At 44.2% G+C, this 18035-nt stretch carries 12 protein-coding genes and 1 tRNA gene; 8 read left to right on the plus strand and 5 right to left on the minus strand.

Going from position 1 to position 18035, the window contains the following annotated elements:
• Positions 1-4: 4 nt before the first annotated feature.
• Positions 5-1303 (minus strand): hypothetical protein, encoded by a 1299-nt coding sequence (locus tag ACRD7P_RS06775; RefSeq protein ID WP_430906783.1) that lies wholly within the window; start codon positions 1301-1303, stop codon positions 5-7.
• Entirely contained in the window at positions 1300-3660 is a 2361-nt protein-coding gene (locus tag ACRD7P_RS06780) for a TonB-dependent receptor (RefSeq protein ID WP_430906784.1), read from the minus strand. Before ACRD7P_RS06780 ends, ACRD7P_RS06775 begins: the two co-directional genes overlap by 4 nt.
• A 102-nt stretch (positions 3661-3762) precedes the next feature.
• On the opposite strand from ACRD7P_RS06780, the gene ACRD7P_RS06785 reads away from it, so the two are divergent.
• From ACRD7P_RS06785 to ACRD7P_RS06795, 3 genes are read left to right on the plus strand one after another with little or no spacing between them, the layout of a single operon-like run.
• On the plus strand, positions 3763-4080 hold the full coding sequence (locus ACRD7P_RS06785) for a hypothetical protein (protein ID WP_430906785.1): 318 nt from the start codon (positions 3763-3765) through the stop codon (positions 4078-4080).
• Positions 4081-4084: 4 nt separating this feature from the next.
• A complete protein-coding gene (locus ACRD7P_RS06790) occupies positions 4085-4369 on the plus strand; it encodes a hypothetical protein (RefSeq protein WP_430906786.1) in 285 nt (94 codons plus the stop codon).
• A gap of 3 nt (positions 4370-4372) precedes the next feature.
• Positions 4373-5989, plus strand: coding sequence for a PepSY-associated TM helix domain-containing protein (locus ACRD7P_RS06795; protein ID WP_430906787.1), 1617 nt, complete (start codon positions 4373-4375; stop codon positions 5987-5989).
• A 370-nt stretch (positions 5990-6359) separates the two neighbouring features.
• Here the strand turns inward: ACRD7P_RS06795 and ACRD7P_RS06800 are convergent, their stop codons facing one another.
• Positions 6360-7352 (minus strand): helix-turn-helix domain-containing protein, encoded by a 993-nt coding sequence (locus ACRD7P_RS06800; RefSeq protein ID WP_430906788.1) that lies wholly within the window; start codon positions 7350-7352, stop codon positions 6360-6362.
• 694 nt (positions 7353-8046) lie between these two features.
• Between ACRD7P_RS06800 and ACRD7P_RS06805 the strand changes: the two genes are divergently transcribed.
• From ACRD7P_RS06805 to ACRD7P_RS06820, 4 genes are read left to right on the plus strand one after another with little or no spacing between them, the layout of a single operon-like run.
• Positions 8047-10404 carry a TonB-dependent receptor gene (locus tag ACRD7P_RS06805; RefSeq protein ID WP_430906789.1) on the plus strand — a complete coding sequence of 786 codons (2358 nt, stop codon included), beginning with the start codon at positions 8047-8049 and terminating at the stop codon, positions 10402-10404.
• 2 nt (positions 10405-10406) lie between these two features.
• Entirely contained in the window at positions 10407-10823 is a 417-nt protein-coding gene (locus ACRD7P_RS06810) for a MauE/DoxX family redox-associated membrane protein (protein ID WP_430906790.1), read from the plus strand.
• Positions 10824-10837: 14 nt separating this feature from the next.
• Positions 10838-11722, plus strand: a complete 885-nt coding sequence (locus ACRD7P_RS06815; RefSeq protein ID WP_430906791.1) for an ABC transporter ATP-binding protein — start codon at positions 10838-10840, stop codon at positions 11720-11722.
• Positions 11719-14976: an ABC transporter permease gene (locus ACRD7P_RS06820; protein ID WP_430906792.1), complete on the plus strand. Its 3258-nt coding sequence runs from the start codon at positions 11719-11721 to the stop codon at positions 14974-14976. The genes ACRD7P_RS06815 and ACRD7P_RS06820 overlap by 4 nt, the downstream gene beginning before the upstream one ends.
• Before the next feature lie 280 nt (positions 14977-15256).
• Here ACRD7P_RS06820 and ACRD7P_RS06825 read toward each other — a convergent pair.
• Together ACRD7P_RS06825 and ACRD7P_RS06830 are read right to left on the minus strand one after the other, a co-directional pair.
• Positions 15257-15338: transfer RNA gene (locus tag ACRD7P_RS06825), tRNA-Leu, on the minus strand.
• 282 nt (positions 15339-15620) lie between these two features.
• Positions 15621-15977, minus strand: a complete 357-nt coding sequence (locus ACRD7P_RS06830; RefSeq protein ID WP_430906793.1) for a PAS domain-containing protein — start codon at positions 15975-15977, stop codon at positions 15621-15623.
• Positions 15978-16539: 562 nt separating this feature from the next.
• On the opposite strand from ACRD7P_RS06830, the gene ACRD7P_RS06835 reads away from it, so the two are divergent.
• The gene (locus tag ACRD7P_RS06835) at positions 16540-17928 is read left to right on the plus strand and encodes a dipeptidase (protein ID WP_430906794.1); all 1389 of its coding nucleotides are present in this window, start codon (positions 16540-16542) and stop codon (positions 17926-17928) included.
• Positions 17929-18035 lie beyond the last annotated feature (107 nt).

Below are 18035 nucleotides of genomic sequence, written 5' to 3' on the forward strand. Positions count from 1 at the left end.
GTATTTAATTGTTTTCCATTATTTCATAGAGGCCATAAATAATACCACCGGCGGTAACCTTAAATTTTTCCGTTGCGTCCTCACGCTCAATATCGGTCTCGTAAACGGCACTGATGGCCTCTTCGGGATTGTACACCACTAGCTGTACCTTTCCGTTATAGTTGTAGGCCATGCCCGATGTAAGACCTGCATTGGCGGGTACACCGGCCACCAAAACAGCGGTCCGGTTCACCAGATCGATCTTGGCCCAACGCATCAACGCCTTGTTTACCAGATCGACCGGGGTCTCCGGATCTTCCATTAGGATATTGGTGTACGCGATACCGTTACCTGCGTATAAAAATCCCGCATTAACGATGATCGTTGCGTTGGACTCGGGGATCAACATTTGTGGCATGAACCCATATTCCGGATCAAAATCATCCGCACCGGCAGGAATTTTCAGAATTTTTGCGGGCGTATTTTCCCCGGTCGAGAGGTCCAGCCCCAGCCCTCCCTGGGTGGGAAGGTACAGCGTGCCGGTCTCATCGATAATCGGGGCGTCATATCGTAAAAAAGGCTGACCGGGGAACTTGGTTCCGGCCGCAAAAATATCTTTAATATAAGTATCCGTATCGGTGTCGATGACCGCGACCACACTACCAACAGGACTTTGATATACAAAGGGCGGGAACGACCTACCGGTGTAAAGGCATGCATACAATTTTTCCCCGACCACATATAGCGAACCGTAATAGTTGCTCGCGTTCTCCGGGATCTGGAATGCCTCGGAAAGGGATATCTCGCCTTTGCGTATAAAGGTGACCGGGTCAAAAACCTGAATGTTCCGCTCGTTAAAGTCTACATAGTATCCCTTGTTGTCATTTAAAAAGGCAACTGCGGAACCACCGCCCAGGGTTTCGATGATCGCCCCGTCCTGCGGTACCTTATTTTCATTTAAAGTAAGGCGCTGGTAGCCGGCACCGCCAAAAAGCTTTTGTTGGTTCACCACATAATTTTGAAAGGAGACCCCTCCCGAAATTGCGGGGAACGCCAGTGTTTGTGGCATTGAGGGAATATCCAGGTCACCTTCCGGAAACTGATCGAAGCCCGTTACAAAACCGTTCGCCGAGGATGGACTTCGTGTAAAAAGCATATAGTCGACAGCGGCCGGATCGGGATTCGTGGGAGTAGAGGGACCATCATCCATGGCCGTATTTATCGGTATGGGATCATCGGTGGCGCACCCTAAAAAAAGCAGTGCCATCATCGACCAAAATAGCGCCCCGGATCGTAAAGCAATATGTGGTATGCCGGCTCTCATTGTATGGTATATCTTAGTTTAACATTAACGTTTCTGCCGGGCCGTTGTACCCGAAAGTTATCGAAAACGTCGTCATCGAAAATGTTGTTGATGCGCGCCGATACGTTCCACTTGCCCGAAGTTGTAGTATAGGTAGCTTCAAGGGAGTTGATATGTTGGTCAGGAACAAAATTGGCAATGTTCCGAAGCGCATTGGCCTCCCTAATGGAGGAGAATTCCGTTATGTAATCATAGTAATAGGAAAAACGCAAAAGATCCCTTTCGCCAAGGGGCCCTTCAATGGTATAATGTGCATCGAAACTCATGAAGAAAGAAGGGATGTTGGGCACCCGGGTACCGATAACATCTGCCTCGGAAGCTTCCAATGCGCTTTGTATGCGCACATCCTGATAGGTTGCCGCCAAATTGGCCTTCAGGTTTTTCAAAGGGCGAACGGCAAGATATCCATCCACTCCCTTAATCTCTACTTCCTCTTCGTTAAAATGCCTGGCCAAATCAAAACCGGAGGCCAAAAGTAGGATGCGATCTTGCTGATAGCGGTAAAAACCGTTTACCTCTAGTGCTACGGGAACCGTATTGAACAATTTGGCCTTGTAAAGGCCGCCGATATTGTAGTTATCGCTCTGTTCCGGTTCTAGCGCTACATTGCTACCGATCGTACTTTGGTTACCGAACAGTTCTATTTCCTCGGGTAGGCGATAGGCATACTCATAGGAACCCCGAAGAAAGAGATTGGTATCGATGTTGTATTTCACCGCCACATTCGCCCCATGGTAATTGTTGTTCAGTTGTTGGCGTTCAAAAGCACCGTCTATAACGTTTTCCAAACTGGTGGCATCTGCCTTGTAGTTGTAATTTTTATAGGTAAGCACTGTTTCGAGCAGGGTGTTGAACCACATACCGTCCCATTGTATTCCGCTGTAATTTTGTTGTAGTTGGGCGGGAAAGCGCAAGGGGTCGTCGTTCAGATCGACAAATACGTTACGACCTTCCCTTTGCTGATCGATAAACAGATTGCTCACCGTAATCTTGTGCGCATCGGTAATGTTATATTTTAAGGTGGTACGCTGTAAAAAAACGTCCCTATCGATGGTAATATCGGCGGGACCGCTCAACAGTTCGGCCCCGTTACCGTCCACACTCTCGAGTCGGTTGCCCGACCAGTCAAAAATTACACGGGTAGAATCGAGCGCACTTTGGATGTAGCGCCCAATGTTGGTCTTTGTCTTGAGCAAAAGCTTATCCGAAAGCGCAACGCTGTAGTCCAAACGGGTGGTAATGCCCTCGTTTTCCTGTGTTACGGCAGCTATCGGTCGAACAGGGTTAAAAACGATACCGGTATTGATTTCCCTAAAGGAACGGTCGTTCACAAAACTGATCTTTAGTTCTTTGGCCCAGGGTTTGTTGCGTACGCCCAGCGCAAAATCAACATAGGTAGACCTAAAAAGACTATGCCGCCGTTCCGCTTCTATAATTTCAGTGGCACGCCGCTCTTCCTCATTAAAGTTTTGTGCATTTATCTTATAATTATTATCGGAATAATTCAAAAAGAAATTACTGGAAAAAAAGAAGTCTTTGGTGTTGGTATGGAACAAATTCACCGAGGGCCGGTGGGTATTGAAAGAGCCGAACTGATAGCTGACATCGACATAATCGCCCTGAATCTGTTTTGGAACGATGTTGATACCGCCTCCCAAGGCATCGGTGCCGACCTCCAAAGGGGTTACCCCGCGGTAAATATCGATGCGCTCTATTTGGTTTACGGGAAGGTTGTTAATGTCGAGCCCAGCGGCCAAATATTGGATCGGCAAGCCATCAAAATAACGTCTGATGGCGTTTCCCTGAGCTCCCTGTATGGAAATATTCACGTCACTGCCCAAACCTCCCGACTGCCTTACCCGCACGCCGTTGGCCCTATCCAAAAGGTTCACGGCATCGATATTGGCATTTTGGAAGAGTTTGGCATCTATCGCACTGACCGCCAAGGGTTGGGCCGATATGATGGACAGCTCCGATTTGCCCTGCACGATCACTTCGTCCAAGGACTCCGTTTGGGTGGTCATCACCACGGAGAGGACCAGCGCGGAATTGGAGCTTCCATCGATCGTCCGTACCAAGGTTTTGAAACCAATGGAACTAAAACGTATCCGATAGCTCCTATTCTCCAAGCCCGTGATACTAAAAAATCCGTTATCGTCCGAAATGGCATATTTTTCGGAATCGTCAACAAGCACGTTGGCAAACGGTACGGTATTTCCGTTTTCATCGCTTATGGTTCCGGAAAGCGTCAGTTGTGAAAAACCATTAAGGGCCGTTCCCAATGAAAATAAAAGGAAGGTAAATTTGATATGGGACACGTTTGTTATTATTTGGACCAAATCTAAATAACTATTTTTAATTAATCTAAATAATGATAATATTTTTCTATATTTGAATCCTGGATCGATCTTTTATAAAACATGGGGATTACCTTGGCACTTTTCGGAAGTTTTTTATGCTATGGTGCATCCAAGTATTTTCCGGATAGCTTACCCTTGGCAAAGCGCTTCATCAGGGCGCATAAAAAAGCATGTACGACCCTGGGGGCCGTGTTGCTGCTTTTGTCCCTGGTACGGTTCGGTATGGTCAACGGTTATGCCACCGGCCCGATCATGTTCGCCACGATACTGTTTTTGATTTTCAGTGCGCTCGTTATCGCGTTGTCGGTCCATAAAAATTTCATTTATCTGTTCATTGCAATCGCCTTGGGTGACGTTTTGAACACATTACTTTTCTGATCTTATGCCCGCCAACACAAAATACCTATCGAGTACCGGTCAACGATGGCTAAAAGTTTCCGCCGGTATTCTGGGGGGATACCTTGCTACGATTGCGATCCACAATGCCATTGGGGTCGTTTTGGAAAACAAGTCGGCCTTGATCCTTACCACCGCCTATAGTTCCTTTTTTCTATGGGTAGCACTAATGATTCTCGCCTTTCTCTCCAAAAACGGATGGAAAGCATGGGGCGGGATGTTTCTTATTATCGTGGTCTGTACGATCATTATCATACTTTTTAAAGCATAGACCATGAAACTGAGACCGCTGGGCAAGCGTGCCCATAACATTATGTTCCACACACATACGGTAGCGGGGATCGTTATCAGTTTTGCATTGTTCATTATATTTTATGCCGGTGCCTTCGCCCTGTTCAAAGATGAAATGTACCAATGGGAAAACCCCGGTGCGCGATTTACGGTCCCGAAAACGGTCGATTATGATCGGGTACACGAAGCCATTGCCAAAGCGTATCCAAATTTCAAGGAAGAAGGGCAGCTTACCTATGTCTTTCCCGATCGCCATGTGCCCTTTGTTCAGGTGTATGGAAGCCTTAAAGAGACCGATAGTACCACAGGGCGATTTCATGCACTTGTCAACTCCGAAAACTTGGAGGTAATAAAATCGGAAGCGCCCTTGACCACCGTTGGCGACACCCTATATCATTTACACTTCTTTGATCAAATTCCAGGACTGGGCATATGGCTCTCCGGTTTGGTTTCGTTGTTTTTCCTTTTCGCCATCATAACCGGGGTTCTGATCCATTGGAAAAACATTATCAACAAATTCTATGCCTTCACCACCAAGGGAAAATGGAAGCAGATATGGACCAATGCCCATACCGTTCTAGGGGTTATCGGTCTACCGTTCCAAGTGGTATATGCCATAACCGGTGCGCTTTTTGGGTTGTTGACGCTTCTTTTGGCGCCCAGTGCCCTTATCCTTTTTGATGGGGATAGTACGGCCATTTTTAAAAGTATCCGCCCGGAAAGGGGCATTACCGTCGATCCGGATGCAGCCCTTTCGGAGAATCGATCGCTAAATACGCTCCTTACAGACCTTGAAGCAAAATATACTGATTTTGAGGTGAAAAATGTTGTTATGCAAAACTACGGTAGGGAAGATGCCACGGCCACCTTCTATATTGATGATGGGGAAGGTATCGTTGGTGACGGGCTTTTTGTGTACCGCATGAAAACGGGAAAAATAGAAACACAGATAGCGCCCAATAAAAAGACCTATAGTCAAACGGTATACAACCTGTTGATCAAATTGCACTATGCCACTTTTGGCGGAATGTTGATGAAAATCGTATACTTCATCCTCGCCATGATCACATGTGTTATAATCGTAAGCGGTATTCTGATATGGCAAAAAGCCCGGGACACTGCGCAATATACGGAGCGGCAAAAACGCTTTCACCATAGGACCACAAAAATCTATCTCGCCATCTGTTTGGGCCTTTTTCCCGCTACGGCGCTTATCTTTTTGGCCAATAAATTGATTCCTATGGATGCCGTAGGGCGTGCATTTCAAGTAAACACCATTTTCTTTTTGGGGTGGTCCCTATTACTCTTGACAGGGCTGTTCTGGAACAATTTTAGAAAATTGAACCGTAACTACCTGGGCATAGGAGGGGCGTTCTCGCTTTTGATACCGGTAGTGAACGGTATCGTAACCGGTGATTGGGTTTGGATAGCGCTTTCCAAAGGGTTATGGGAAGTTGCTTCGACCGATCTGTTTTGGTTCTTTACCGGCATTACGGCAATTAGCTTGGTCCCAATAGTGTCACGGGAAAAAGTTTTGAAAAAAGAGCGGACCAAAGCATCAACTGAAGGCCTGAGCATGAAAACGAACGGATCTTTATAACAAGGAAAGGGCCTATACCGACCGTTTCAATGCGACCAAAACACTAGCCACCTACGTCCAAGAAGCGCGCATGGAAACCGGACCACCACTAAGTTGTTGTGCTTTTAGGGATAAATCTTAACACCATAAAGAACATTTTTCCAAAGCGGGCCGCAATTAATACCATTTCTACCTTGAAATTACCCATTAAAAATTGCCCTTTTCCGCTAATACTTCAAAATAAAAAACAACCGTAGCTACTGCTATGCTTGATTTTTCTTTTTCGTCCAAGCAAAAAATGGCGGCTTTTTATTTGGGTAATTTCAAAGCAAAAATGGTATAATATCCTTTACAACAATGAAAAGCTATTGGAACTTGCTAGTCCGAAAAACTAATTTCTTATCGAACTTGGCAACGTTCCAAATTCCTTTTTAAAGGCCGCCGTAAAATGCTGCGGATTTTTATAACCGATTTCGTTAGCTACTTCCTTGATGGTCATTTGGTGTTCGATCAACATTGTTTTGGCCGTTTCGAGCCGTAAACATTTCCAATAGTGGTATACCGATGTCCCGAACAGTTCTTTAAAACCCCTTTTGAGGGTAAACTCGTTCGTGCCCACTTCTTTGGCCAGGTTCACCAGCGTAGTCGTTTTTTTATAATCTTTTTCCAAAATCTCCTTTACCGCATATATTTTTTCGATGTCCTTCTTCTTCAAGTTTACCGGAGCGTTTTTTACATCGTAAGAATACATCTGTTCAAGTTGTGTCAGCAGCAGGGCGATTATCTTGGATTCAAGAAAAATTCGTTTGAACAAGCCTTTTCGTTGGCACTGTATAATGTCATTGATCAATTGTCCCATTTCCAAAGTGATGGGAAAATTATAGGTGGATGAAAGGATGGCCGATCTGCGGTCGGTTATGGCTTTTTTAAAATCGAGAAAGCGTTTGCTCCCACTGGGAATATATTTTTCGAAAAAGGCCGGGGATAAATTGATTTCAAAAATCCGAAGTGGCAACTTCGAGGACCATTTTGAGATTCCGGTGGTCCCTTTCGAATAGAATATATTGTGCTCCCCGGATACAAAATCCACCGTACCCGAAAGTTCGGACGCATCCGTTGAAGTGATGCCGTTCAACGCAAAGTGCATTTCCACTGTCTCAAATTCCGTTTCAAAATGGAACAATGTATTCTTGGCAAGTTCAAGATTACCGTAACCGATATGGACCCCTTCGAAATAAATTTCCTTGTAGACTCCTTTTCCGAAAAATAGAGAGGCCGAAAAAGTCCTTTCAAATAGTGGCTCGGAATCATCCTTAAACCAGTCCGGGTACTCCGCCTCCATCAAAATTTCGTTGAAATCCTTTTGATAAATAGTAGTTCGCATAATTCCGTTTCGCGTTGTTTTTATTCCGCTTCACGTAGGTGCGGTTCATGGGTCGGGTAGTACTTTTACGCTTATAAATTTAGTTATTTATAATTAATCCAAATAATAATTACCAATTTTATCTGCCGTTGTCAAAATGAACAACTTAGGGAAACTTAGCATCTCCGTTTTTTTTCTGGCAACATTTCTGTTGGTTCGGGTCTTCAATATACATGAGGTTTCCCACATAGCCTCGAACGATGATTCCAACCCATGTGAACAATGTTCCCTTATCGGCGAAGAAAACAAGATTACCCTACTCTTTTTGGGAACGGCGATTACAGATTTTTCTGTACAGCCCTCATTTTACATACATCGGAGTGCACGTGAAATCAAAAATTACCATACTCCACCACTACAAACACTCCAAACCGACTTCTTTTTCAACAAGCCGCCCCCAAACATTTTTTAAAATAATGGTGGGGTAGTATAGGAATGTTTTCAGGCAGCTTCAGTTTTAAACTAACATTTTCGCCCTTACTCCAGAAAAACATCGGCATCGGTCATTCAACGCTGTTTGACCTCTATTTAGAATTCGCGAGGTATTCTATAACTTTTCAAATACCCCCTGTTTGCTTTAAACGGGACCCTACCCTAACCCCTTTACCGGATTATGGTATGCAACAAACTAATAGCTACAATAAATAAAAAAACAATGCGATCAAAAAACATTTTTTATATCCTATTCTGGCTTCTACTGCCATCGATAGTAAGTCCGCTTTTGGCACAATCCCTTTCAGGAACGATAACCGATGAAACCGGTGCACCTATTTTCGGGGCCAATGTTCTTTTGCTGAACGCTACCAAGGGGGGCAATAGTGATATGGATGGCAACTATGCCATCGAAAATGTACGGGAAGGGCTATTTTATATCCAAGCCTCTTACCTGGGCTATCAAACGATTACGAAGCAGGTTAATATTGAAGGCGATACGGTATTCGATTTCGTATTGGAGCAGGCTACGGGGCAATTGCAGGAAGTGATCATTACGGCCAACCGAAGGTCGGAGAACATTCAAAAAACCGCCGCTTCCGTTTCTGCCGTAACCTCCAAAGAAATACAACAGCTACAGATCAACGAAATTGGGGAGATGAATAGCATCGCACCCAATTTTCGGCTGTATGACGATGGTGCGACAGGTGCTTTTACCTTAGCGGCGAGCAGGGGTATTTCTACCATTGATTCGAACCCCGTTATTGGGCTCTATATCGATGATGTACCTTATTTCAGCACGTTTGCCTTTCCCTTACAATTGGCCGATGTGGACCAAATTGAGGTTTTGCGTGGGCCACAAGGTACTTTGTACGGGCGAAACGCCTTGGCAGGGGTCATAAAAATCACTTCCAAGCGACCAACGAACGACATAAACGGTTACGCCACCTTGGGCTATGGTAATTTGGATGCGGTCGATCTAGATCTTGCTTTTAATATGCCGGTGGTAAAGGACAAACTATTTTTCAGGGCAAATACCAATATATCCGAAAGGGAGGGTTTTGTTGCCAATTCCTTTAACGACAAAGATCTACAGGACCGTAAGTCCGTCGACGCCAATTTTAGACTAAAGTATTATGCGAACGATAGACTTTCCATGGGCCTATCATACAGTTTACAGCGCAGGGAATCAAATGCATATGCCTTTGTATTGCCGACCCCGGACAATACCCTGCAGGATATATTGGGGAACAGCCTCTATCAGGTCAATTTTAATGAAGATGTTCTTAGGCAGGCCTTGACCCAAAACACCGCTTTGACCTTAAAATATAATTTTGACAATTTTGCCCTGACTTCCGTCACCGCATACCAAAACACCGAACAAAACCGTACCGACGAGTTCGATTATAGTCCGCTGGATATCCAGTCCGTAGAAGGTGATCTTGACCTGGAAAATTTAACCCAAGAACTGCGCCTGGGTTCTATAGGTGATAGAAAATTGGACTGGACGGCCGGAGTCTTTTTATTTAGAAACGAAAACGTTCAGAACGATGATCTGAACTTTGGTGCCGACCTTTCCTTGGTTTTTCCGGATTTTGCCGGTATCGTACCCTATAACCGCTTTGACCGTTCCATATCCATACGGAAAGGAATCGCGGTCTTCGGGCAGGCAACGTATGACCTCACGGAAAAGTTGGCCCTGACCGCAGGACTGCGGTATGACCATGAAACGGTGGACGCCGATGTGAGCCGTTCCTTTTCAATACCTGTCTTTCCTACCGACCAATTTTCGGAAACCGCGGACTTTAACGCGTTTTCCCCTAAAATCGCCGTAAGCTATCAGGCCACCGAAAACGTATTCTTGTTCGCCAATGCGGCAAAAGGCTTTCGCCCCGGCGGTATCAACACTTTTGTTCTTGATCGTACACAGGCGGCATTTGACCCGGAAACGACACTGAATTATGAGGCAGGGGTCAAAACCAACTTGTTCGATAACCGTTTAAAGCTCAACCTTACCGGATTCTTTATCAATTACGATAACCAACAGGTATTCACCATCCTGAATTTAGAGACTTTTGATTTTGGGACCGACAATATTGGGGAATCCCGTAGCTACGGTATCGAATTGGAAAGCCAATGGGCCGCCACTAAAAGTTTAAGCTTTGGCCTGAACCTAGGTTATTTGAACACTGAAGTTCTAGATTACCGCCCTTTGGACTTTAATACGGGGCAACCGATCGACCTATCGGGAAAAGAACTACCGGTATCGCCTAACTTTAACGGGAACTTCACGGCGAGCTACATCGCTCCGATCTCTAAAAAAATAAACCTGGAAACCAGTCTGGATTATGTATACCAGTCGGACAGTTTTTTTGATGTGCCGAACGACTTGCTCCAGGAAGCTTACGAACTTTTAAACGGACGCCTAGGGCTGACTTCCAAAAACCTCGACTTTTTTGTTTGGGGCAAAAACCTCACCGATGAGGCCTATTTCAGTTATGGCTATGGTGTAGGCGGTTTCAATGCGGCCTCTTTTGGACTACCACAAACCTATGGAGCAGCGATTACTGTAAAATTCTAAGAATGAACATTGCTATCTATATCATAAGATACGTATTGGCCCTAATATTCGTTTGGGCAGGCATAGAAAAGTTGTTTCTGCCCTATGATCCTTCCGTTTTTAGGGCCGATGCTCCCCAAGCGGCAGAAGCCTTTTTTATATTTTATGAATTGCTCGAAGCATCGGGCTACTTATATTTTGTAGGGTTTTTTCAATTGCTTTGCGGACTACTACTTGTTTTTAAACGCACCTATCTTTTGGGGAGTATTATGTTGGTTCCCTTACTACTGTGTTTATTGATGACACATGTTTTCTTTTCAAAATATAACCTCTTCATTGCATTTGATGCATTGTTTTTCTTAATGGTGCTGTTTTTGCTTTTGCAACACCGCAACCTTCTCAAAAGTATCATACTCACACCAGAAAAAGGCTGGTTTTAATACACCATACATCCATGAAACTCGAAATTTCCAATCTTTCTAAAACGTATGCCAACGGGGTACGGGCCTCCAAGGATATCAATTTGACCATTCACAAAGGAATGTTCGGACTACTGGGTCAAAACGGTGCCGGCAAGTCCACGTTGATGCGTACCATCGCCACATTGCAAGATGCCGATAGCGGAAGTATCCATTTTAATGACATTGATGTTCTAAAGCAGCCTCAGGAACTACGAAAAGTACTGGGCTATCTGCCGCAAGAGTTTGGGGTATATCCCAACGTTACGGCGGAAGAACTACTCCTGCACATTGCCGATATGCGGGGCATTACAAAAAGAGCCGAGCGGAGGGAACGTGTGGCGGCCCTATTACAAAAAGTGAACTTGTACGACGTACGTAAAAAACGCCTGGACAGTTATTCGGGAGGGATGAAACAACGCTTTGGAATTGCACAGGCCTTGCTTGCCAGCCCGCAACTGATCATTGTAGATGAGCCGACGGCCGGCCTTGACCCTATGGAACGCAATCGCTTTTACAACCTACTTTCCGAACTTGGTGAGGACGCCGTGGTACTACTTTCCACGCATATTGTGGAGGACGTAAGCACACTCTGTAACGATATGGCCATTATAGGAGAAGGGGAAGTATTGCTCACCGGAAAACCACATGAGATCCAACGGTCGCTTGCCGGTAACGTATGGGAAAAACAAATTGAAAAAGCGGCTTTTGAAAAACACAGGCAGTCGTATGCCGTTATTTCAAATCGGTTTCATTTGGGCAAAATGTTGATTACCGTGGTAGCGGATACGGCACCGGACGCGGAATTTTACGCAAAACAACCTACGCTTGAAGATGCCTATTTTAACCTGTTGTTCCATCAAAAAAATGCTATGGTATGATTTGGAAAATTGTAGGTTTTGAGCTAAAAAAACGTGTTTTCCAATGGACGACCTTATTGTATTTTCTAATTCTGGTCTTTCAAGGAATATGGTATACCAAGGGAAATTTTGAATACTACACCAATGATGGTCTATTGATGAACGCGACCACGGTATTTTTTAAAAACCTGGCCGGTGGCGGTATTTTAATGATCATAATTATCGCCATCATTACGGGTACGGCGCTATACAAGGACAAACAGTACCATACCGCACACTGGATATATACATTGCCCGTGAACGAAAAGCAGTTCTTCCTCGGTCGCTTCCTCTCGGCGTATTTTTATAACATCATAATTGCTTTGGGATACCTGGCCGGGATGCTTCTGGTACCCTACTCCGGTATCGGTGATCCACATTGTTTTGCGCCAACACCCTTTTGGCAATTATTGGACGGATTCTTTTTCTTGACGATGCCGAACCTACTGCTGCTGACCACCTTAATTTTTACGGTAGTGGCCCTTACCCAAAAAATGGCTTTGGGTTATCTTGTTACACTGGTTACGGTCATCGCTTTTTTGCTCATGCAAACGGCAGCGGAAACCAGTGGAATTACCAACGCGCTGGCTATCGGTGACCCCTTTGGTTACGTAGGTGTAGATGCTATGGCCAATTCCATTTCGGTAGACGACAAAAACTTTGGCTTTTTAAAACTACGAGGGAGTTTGCTGTACAACAGGATTCTTTGGTTTTCCATTACGCTTATTACTTTTTTAATTGGATATCTTTCTTTTAGTTTCAAGCGTTTTGTTAAAACGAGTACAAAATCGAAAAAACAAAATAACCCTGCTTCACCAAATTTAACGGTTACCCAAAAATTAGGGAGTACAACACCATCATTGGCTTTTGGTGGTATCGTATTCTTAAAAAAGCTCTGGTCTTTGGCCCGTTTGGAATTTAAGAATATCGTTAGGCCGGTATCCTTTAGGGTGGTGCTGGGCGTGGTATTACTAATGATAACCCTTCAGAATTTGATATGGAACTTTAGTTATTACATCGGCGCAACACAACCGCTCACTTCAACGATGACCCTGTTCAGGCTTACTTTCGGGGTGTTTATCATGATTTTGTTAATGGTATGGGCAGGAGAGCTTTTTTTTAAGGACCGTACCGTAAATATCCATCAGATAACGGACACACTGCCGGTACCGGTATGGGTCACTTTATTGTCCCGCTATATTGCAATGATAGGGGTCGCTTTTGTAATGGCGTTCAGTTTTGTTGTTATCGGTATTGTCATACAGGTCTTAAAAGGAGGGGCCAACAATCTTGATCTTTGGCTTTATGCCTATGACCTTTTAGGGTATAATTGGGGCTGGTTGACCTACGTATGCCAGATATCCCTGGTCTTTTTTATTGCAGGGCTTACGGGCAATCGGTTTTTAACGCATATTCTCGGCGTAGGCATTTTATTCGGTACCATTCTGGCTTTTGAACTGGGCCTCGCCGAACAGACCCGGTTCGCTTTTGGGGCCGTCCCCGGTTTAGAGGATTATTCCGAAATGAGCGGGTATGGCATTTGGATCACTGCTGCAAAATGGTACTTTTTAATGTGGGCATTATTATCCGCCGCATTTGTTTTCCTTGGAATTCTGTTTTGGGATAGAGGTGTGCCCAAAAAATGGTACAAAAAGTTATCCCTGCGCAATGAGCAGTTATCCTGGCCGGGGAAAATTATTGCGCTGCTGTTGCTGGGAGGGTTCTTCGTGATGCAGTCTTTTGTGGCCGACAATACTATTGGTAAAAACAACTTTACCCCGGGCGAAATTGAAGAAACGGAACGTGCGGACTATGAAAAACGGTACGGATACCTGAAAAACGGACCTCAACCAAAGATTTTTAATCTGGATGCCACGTTCGATTTGTTTCCCATGGAACGAAAAGCCCGTTATTCGGCCCGAATTTCGATGGTAAACACCAGTACTTCGGTCATTGATACTTTGTTTTTAAATCAATTGGAAAGTGTACACCTTCAGAATATCCTGTTGAACAATAAAAAGGTGAAAGTCGTTTTTGAGGATAATACGCATCGTTTGTGGGGATATCGTATTCAACCCCCTTTGTCGCCGAACGATACGTTGGTGGTTTCCCTTTCGGCGGAAAAAAGGTATCAAGGATTCACACAATCGGGCGATGAACCACAAACAGATCTGACCTATAACGGATCTTTCGGAAGAATTTATGATTTTATACCGAGTATCGGTTACGACGAAAATAAACAACTACAAAAAAACCGGAAACGAGTTGAGCAACAACTGCCTAAAATCGACTCCCGAATGGCATCTACAACGGATGCCCGGGCGTTACGAGAAAACTACTTTGACGATAACGCATTGGCGGTATCGGGAACGATAACGATAAGTACGGCCAAAGGACAAATACCGTTGGCCCCCGGAACATTGAAAAAAGAATGGACCGAGAACAATCGCGTATTTAGAAGTTATCGTATTGCGCCTTCTTATTTGTTCGACTGGCATATCGCTTCGGCCGATTACTTGGAAACAACGTTCGATACGGATAACACAACGGTGGGCATACTCTCAAGTCCCAAACATCAATTCAATATCAAATTGTACAAAAAAGCGGCAACGGATGCGTTGAAGTTTGTAAATAACAATCTTGGCAACTATCCGTATAACGACTTGCGTATCGCAGAGATCAATTATTACAACGACCGTTTCTATTCCTATCCGAATACGATAGCTATTTCTGAAAAGGAAGGTTGGTATGCAGATACAGCAGCTTTAGAAGACAAAGCGTTCGTGTATCACTTGGCAATATCCCAAATTATTGGGCATTGGATAACCGAAAACATCAAAATTTCAAATGTACAAGGTGCACAAATGCTTACCATAGCTTTACCGGAAGCCCTTGGATTGTTTGTTGTGGAAGAACAATTGGGCAAAGAAGCGGTGGACAAACTTCTAAAGAAGAAACAAGAATACTATGCCAAAGAAAAAAATAAGGAATCGAACATAGAGCCACCGCTCATCTATGCCGATGGACAGGAGTATCTTGAGGGTGGTAAAGGGGTCGTAGCGATGAACTACCTGATTAACATTATCGGAAAGGAACAATTTATCGCAACTTTAAAAACTTGGATTGTTGAGGATAGCCTAAACTCAAAAGTTTTCAAGGATTTTTATGATATATTATTGCCCGAAGTACCTAAGGAAAGTGTGAAAAGAGTTAAAATAGATTTTGAGGACTTATAGGAAATTCCATAGAACAACCTTTTTTTAAACTGTTTTAATCCGTCTGGAAAACCTGAATTACGAAATGTCGGGTGTATCGAAAGGAGTTTATTTACCACCAGTTATAACACCAATATATTTCTGTTGGCAGTATATTTCTCTTGTTTACTATTTAGTTTAGGGCTGAATAGCTGAAAAAAGGGTCAGATTAAAATTAATAATAAAAAATTGTAAAATGTGTTACCTATGTGTTACCCAGCAATAAAAAACCCTGACGTTCCGGTCAGGGTTTTCCTTGTTGTACAGGCGGAGAGACTCGAACTCTCACACCTTGCGGCACTAGATCCTAAGTCTAGCGTGTCTACCAATTCCACCACGCCTGCAGGTTCCGTCCAAAACGGACCGCAAATATAAGTCAAAATTGAATCCCCGACAAAACAGGATACCAAAATTTTTAATTTGCCAGTGGCAGGTTATGGAAACCCTTTCAAAAGATGCACGGCGGGGGAACCGTGACACCATTTCGAGGGAAAAAAGTTAAAAAGTAGGTCAACCCCATAAAGGCCGTATTATCAAAAACGGCACAACTATTTTTCGACTTAGCAGTTATCACAAATGATGCTGCATTCGCTAACCGATTACACACATGAATGTGCGCTGCTCCGCTACTCCGGAGCTATCGTAATCGCAATGCCATACTGTTTCCCCGAAACATCGTTCCAAGGGTTAAGCTGCCAAACATAATTTTTCATCTCTCCATTTGCCCCGGTAATGGGATCGGTGATTACTATGTCCTTAACGCCATGTAAGGTGTGATCTAATTTGATTTTCCAATCTTTGGATAGGCCGGGAAATATTCGAAACCAATTAACTCCCCTAAGCGCTTCCGCTTCTACACCGATCAAACGGCATAAACTATCGGAAGCATCAATAAGTACGTAACTGCTGTTCAACACCGCAATAGCAGATCGCGTATGGTGTAACGGTCCTTCCTTTGTTTCAATACTGGTCGTATTTGTCAATTGTTTGGTATTTATGGTTAATCTTGTTTGGTATGCTTACTGCTGTATGTTTAAATCCGGTTCAAAACATTGTAGCACCTCTGCCAAACCTCTGGTAAACAAGGTATGTGATATTGCTTTTTTAAATCCGGGCAACATCACTTGAAATCGTTGACGTGCCATGCTCGTATTCAACTAAAAGTCAGAATTATGATTATTTAATGTTATTTCAATTTTGATAACCAAAGCATTGCTAAGGACTTCACAGCAATATCGGTAAGTTCCAAAAAAGAAGATTCGGGGAAGAATTTCAATTTTTGCTTTAACCATCGCAAGCCCTTCATCGGTTGTACAAACCTCTTTTATCTTGCGACCGTACTTGTTTGGACACCATTAGTATAAAAAAGTCACATTAAACCGATATTCACCGTTCGTTTATTGCTGGTTTATCTATATTTATTCTGGAAAACCAGTAGGCTGGACCACGGTTTTGGTGGCAGGTGAACGTCGTTGCCAAGGGACAACGGAAACCGGTATTCCATTTTAAGATATATTGAACATAACAATAACACCATTAGCGATTATGCAGGACGTAAAAACGTACATTTCGGAACATCGGGAAAGGATGATACAGGAGTTGATCGAGATATTGAAAATACCATCGGTAAGTGCCGATCCCGCATTTTCGCAAGACGTCTTCCATATGGCCGATGCCATTAAAAAAAGCTTGGAAACGGCAGGATGCGACCTGGTGGAAATTTGTGAAACAGCAGGGTTTCCTATTATTTATGCAGAAAAAACAATCGACCCTACCCTACCTACCATACTGGTATACGGGCATTATGATGTGCAACCGCCCGACCCTATCGACCTATGGAGCTCCCCTCCTTTTGAACCGGTAATCAAAACCACCGAGCTACACCCCGACGGCGCTATTTTTGCGCGCGGCGCCTGTGACGACAAAGGCCAAATGTACATGCACGTGAAGGCGGTAGCCTATATGATCTCGACGGGACAATTGCCCTGTAACGTCAAGTTTATGATCGAAGGGGAAGAAGAGGTCGGCAGTAAAAACCTAGCGGGGTTCGTGAAGAACAACCAGGAAAAATTGGCCAACGATATCATATTGATCTCGGACACCGGAATGATCGCGAACGATATTCCTTCGGTAACTACCGGACTTAGGGGATTAAGCTATGTGGAGGTCGAAGTGACCGGACCCAATCGCGATCTGCATTCCGGACTGTATGGAGGTGCCGTAGCGAACCCGATCAATATTCTCAGTAAAATGATCGCTTCGCTGCACGATGAAAACAACCGTATTACCATTCCCGGATTTTACGATCGGGTGGCCGAACTTTCCCAAACGGAACGGGAGGCGATGGCAGCAGCACCTTTTGACCTGGAAGCTTACAAAAAAGCCCTCGACATCGACGCGGTATATGGAGAGGCGGGCTATACCACTAATGAACGCAATGCCATTCGACCGACCTTGGATGTAAACGGCATTTGGGGCGGGTATACCGGTGAAGGGGCAAAAACGGTAATTGCCAGTAAGGCCTATGCCAAAATTTCGATGCGTTTGGTGCCCGATCAAGACTGGGAAACCATTACGGAATTGTTTAAGACCCACTTTGAAAAGATAGCGCCCAAGGGAGTGAAGGTAACCGTAACCCGGCACCATGGTGGTCAAGGATATGTTACGCCTATCGACACCATAGGATATCAAGCCGCAGAAAAAGCTTATGAGACCACTTTTGGTAAAAAACCCGTTCCGCAACGTGGCGGTGGTAGCATACCCATCGTCTCCCTTTTTGAACAGGAGTTAAAAAGCAAGACCATTTTAATGGGCTTTGGGCTCGACAGTGATGCCATACATTCCCCCAATGAACATTTTGGCATTTGGAACTACCTAAAAGGTATTGAAACGATTCCCTATTTCTATCAGTATTTTACCGAAATGAGTTCGTAGGGTGGTGAGTAGTGAGTAGTGAGTAGTGAGTCAATAGTGTCCGGTTAATGTAATAGTAATCTTTGTAAAGACCTTAAAAATATACAAGTTACGGCCGTTCTTTGATT

This window comes from Maribacter sp. 2-571 (assembly GCF_050589625.1).
Taxonomy (GTDB): Bacteria; Bacteroidota; Bacteroidia; order Flavobacteriales; family Flavobacteriaceae; genus Pelagihabitans.

What these genes read in the sequence shown, in the direction of transcription:
- ACRD7P_RS06775 (WP_430906783.1), bottom strand. Translation starts at nt 1,303, where the DNA reads ATGAGAGCCGGCATACCACATATTGCTTTACGATCCGGGGCGCTATTT.
- ACRD7P_RS06785 (WP_430906785.1), top strand. Translation starts at nt 3,763, where the DNA reads ATGGGGATTACCTTGGCACTTTTCGGAAGTTTTTTATGCTATGGTGCA.
- ACRD7P_RS06790 (WP_430906786.1), top strand. Translation starts at nt 4,085, where the DNA reads ATGCCCGCCAACACAAAATACCTATCGAGTACCGGTCAACGATGGCTA.
- ACRD7P_RS06795 (WP_430906787.1), top strand. Translation starts at nt 4,373, where the DNA reads ATGAAACTGAGACCGCTGGGCAAGCGTGCCCATAACATTATGTTCCAC.
- ACRD7P_RS06800 (WP_430906788.1), bottom strand. Translation starts at nt 7,352, where the DNA reads ATGCGAACTACTATTTATCAAAAGGATTTCAACGAAATTTTGATGGAG.
- ACRD7P_RS06805 (WP_430906789.1), top strand. Translation starts at nt 8,047, where the DNA reads ATGCGATCAAAAAACATTTTTTATATCCTATTCTGGCTTCTACTGCCA.
- ACRD7P_RS06810 (WP_430906790.1), top strand. Translation starts at nt 10,407, where the DNA reads ATGAACATTGCTATCTATATCATAAGATACGTATTGGCCCTAATATTC.
- ACRD7P_RS06815 (WP_430906791.1), top strand. Translation starts at nt 10,838, where the DNA reads ATGAAACTCGAAATTTCCAATCTTTCTAAAACGTATGCCAACGGGGTA.
- ACRD7P_RS06820 (WP_430906792.1), top strand. Translation starts at nt 11,719, where the DNA reads ATGATTTGGAAAATTGTAGGTTTTGAGCTAAAAAAACGTGTTTTCCAA.
- ACRD7P_RS06835 (WP_430906794.1), top strand. Translation starts at nt 16,540, where the DNA reads ATGCAGGACGTAAAAACGTACATTTCGGAACATCGGGAAAGGATGATA.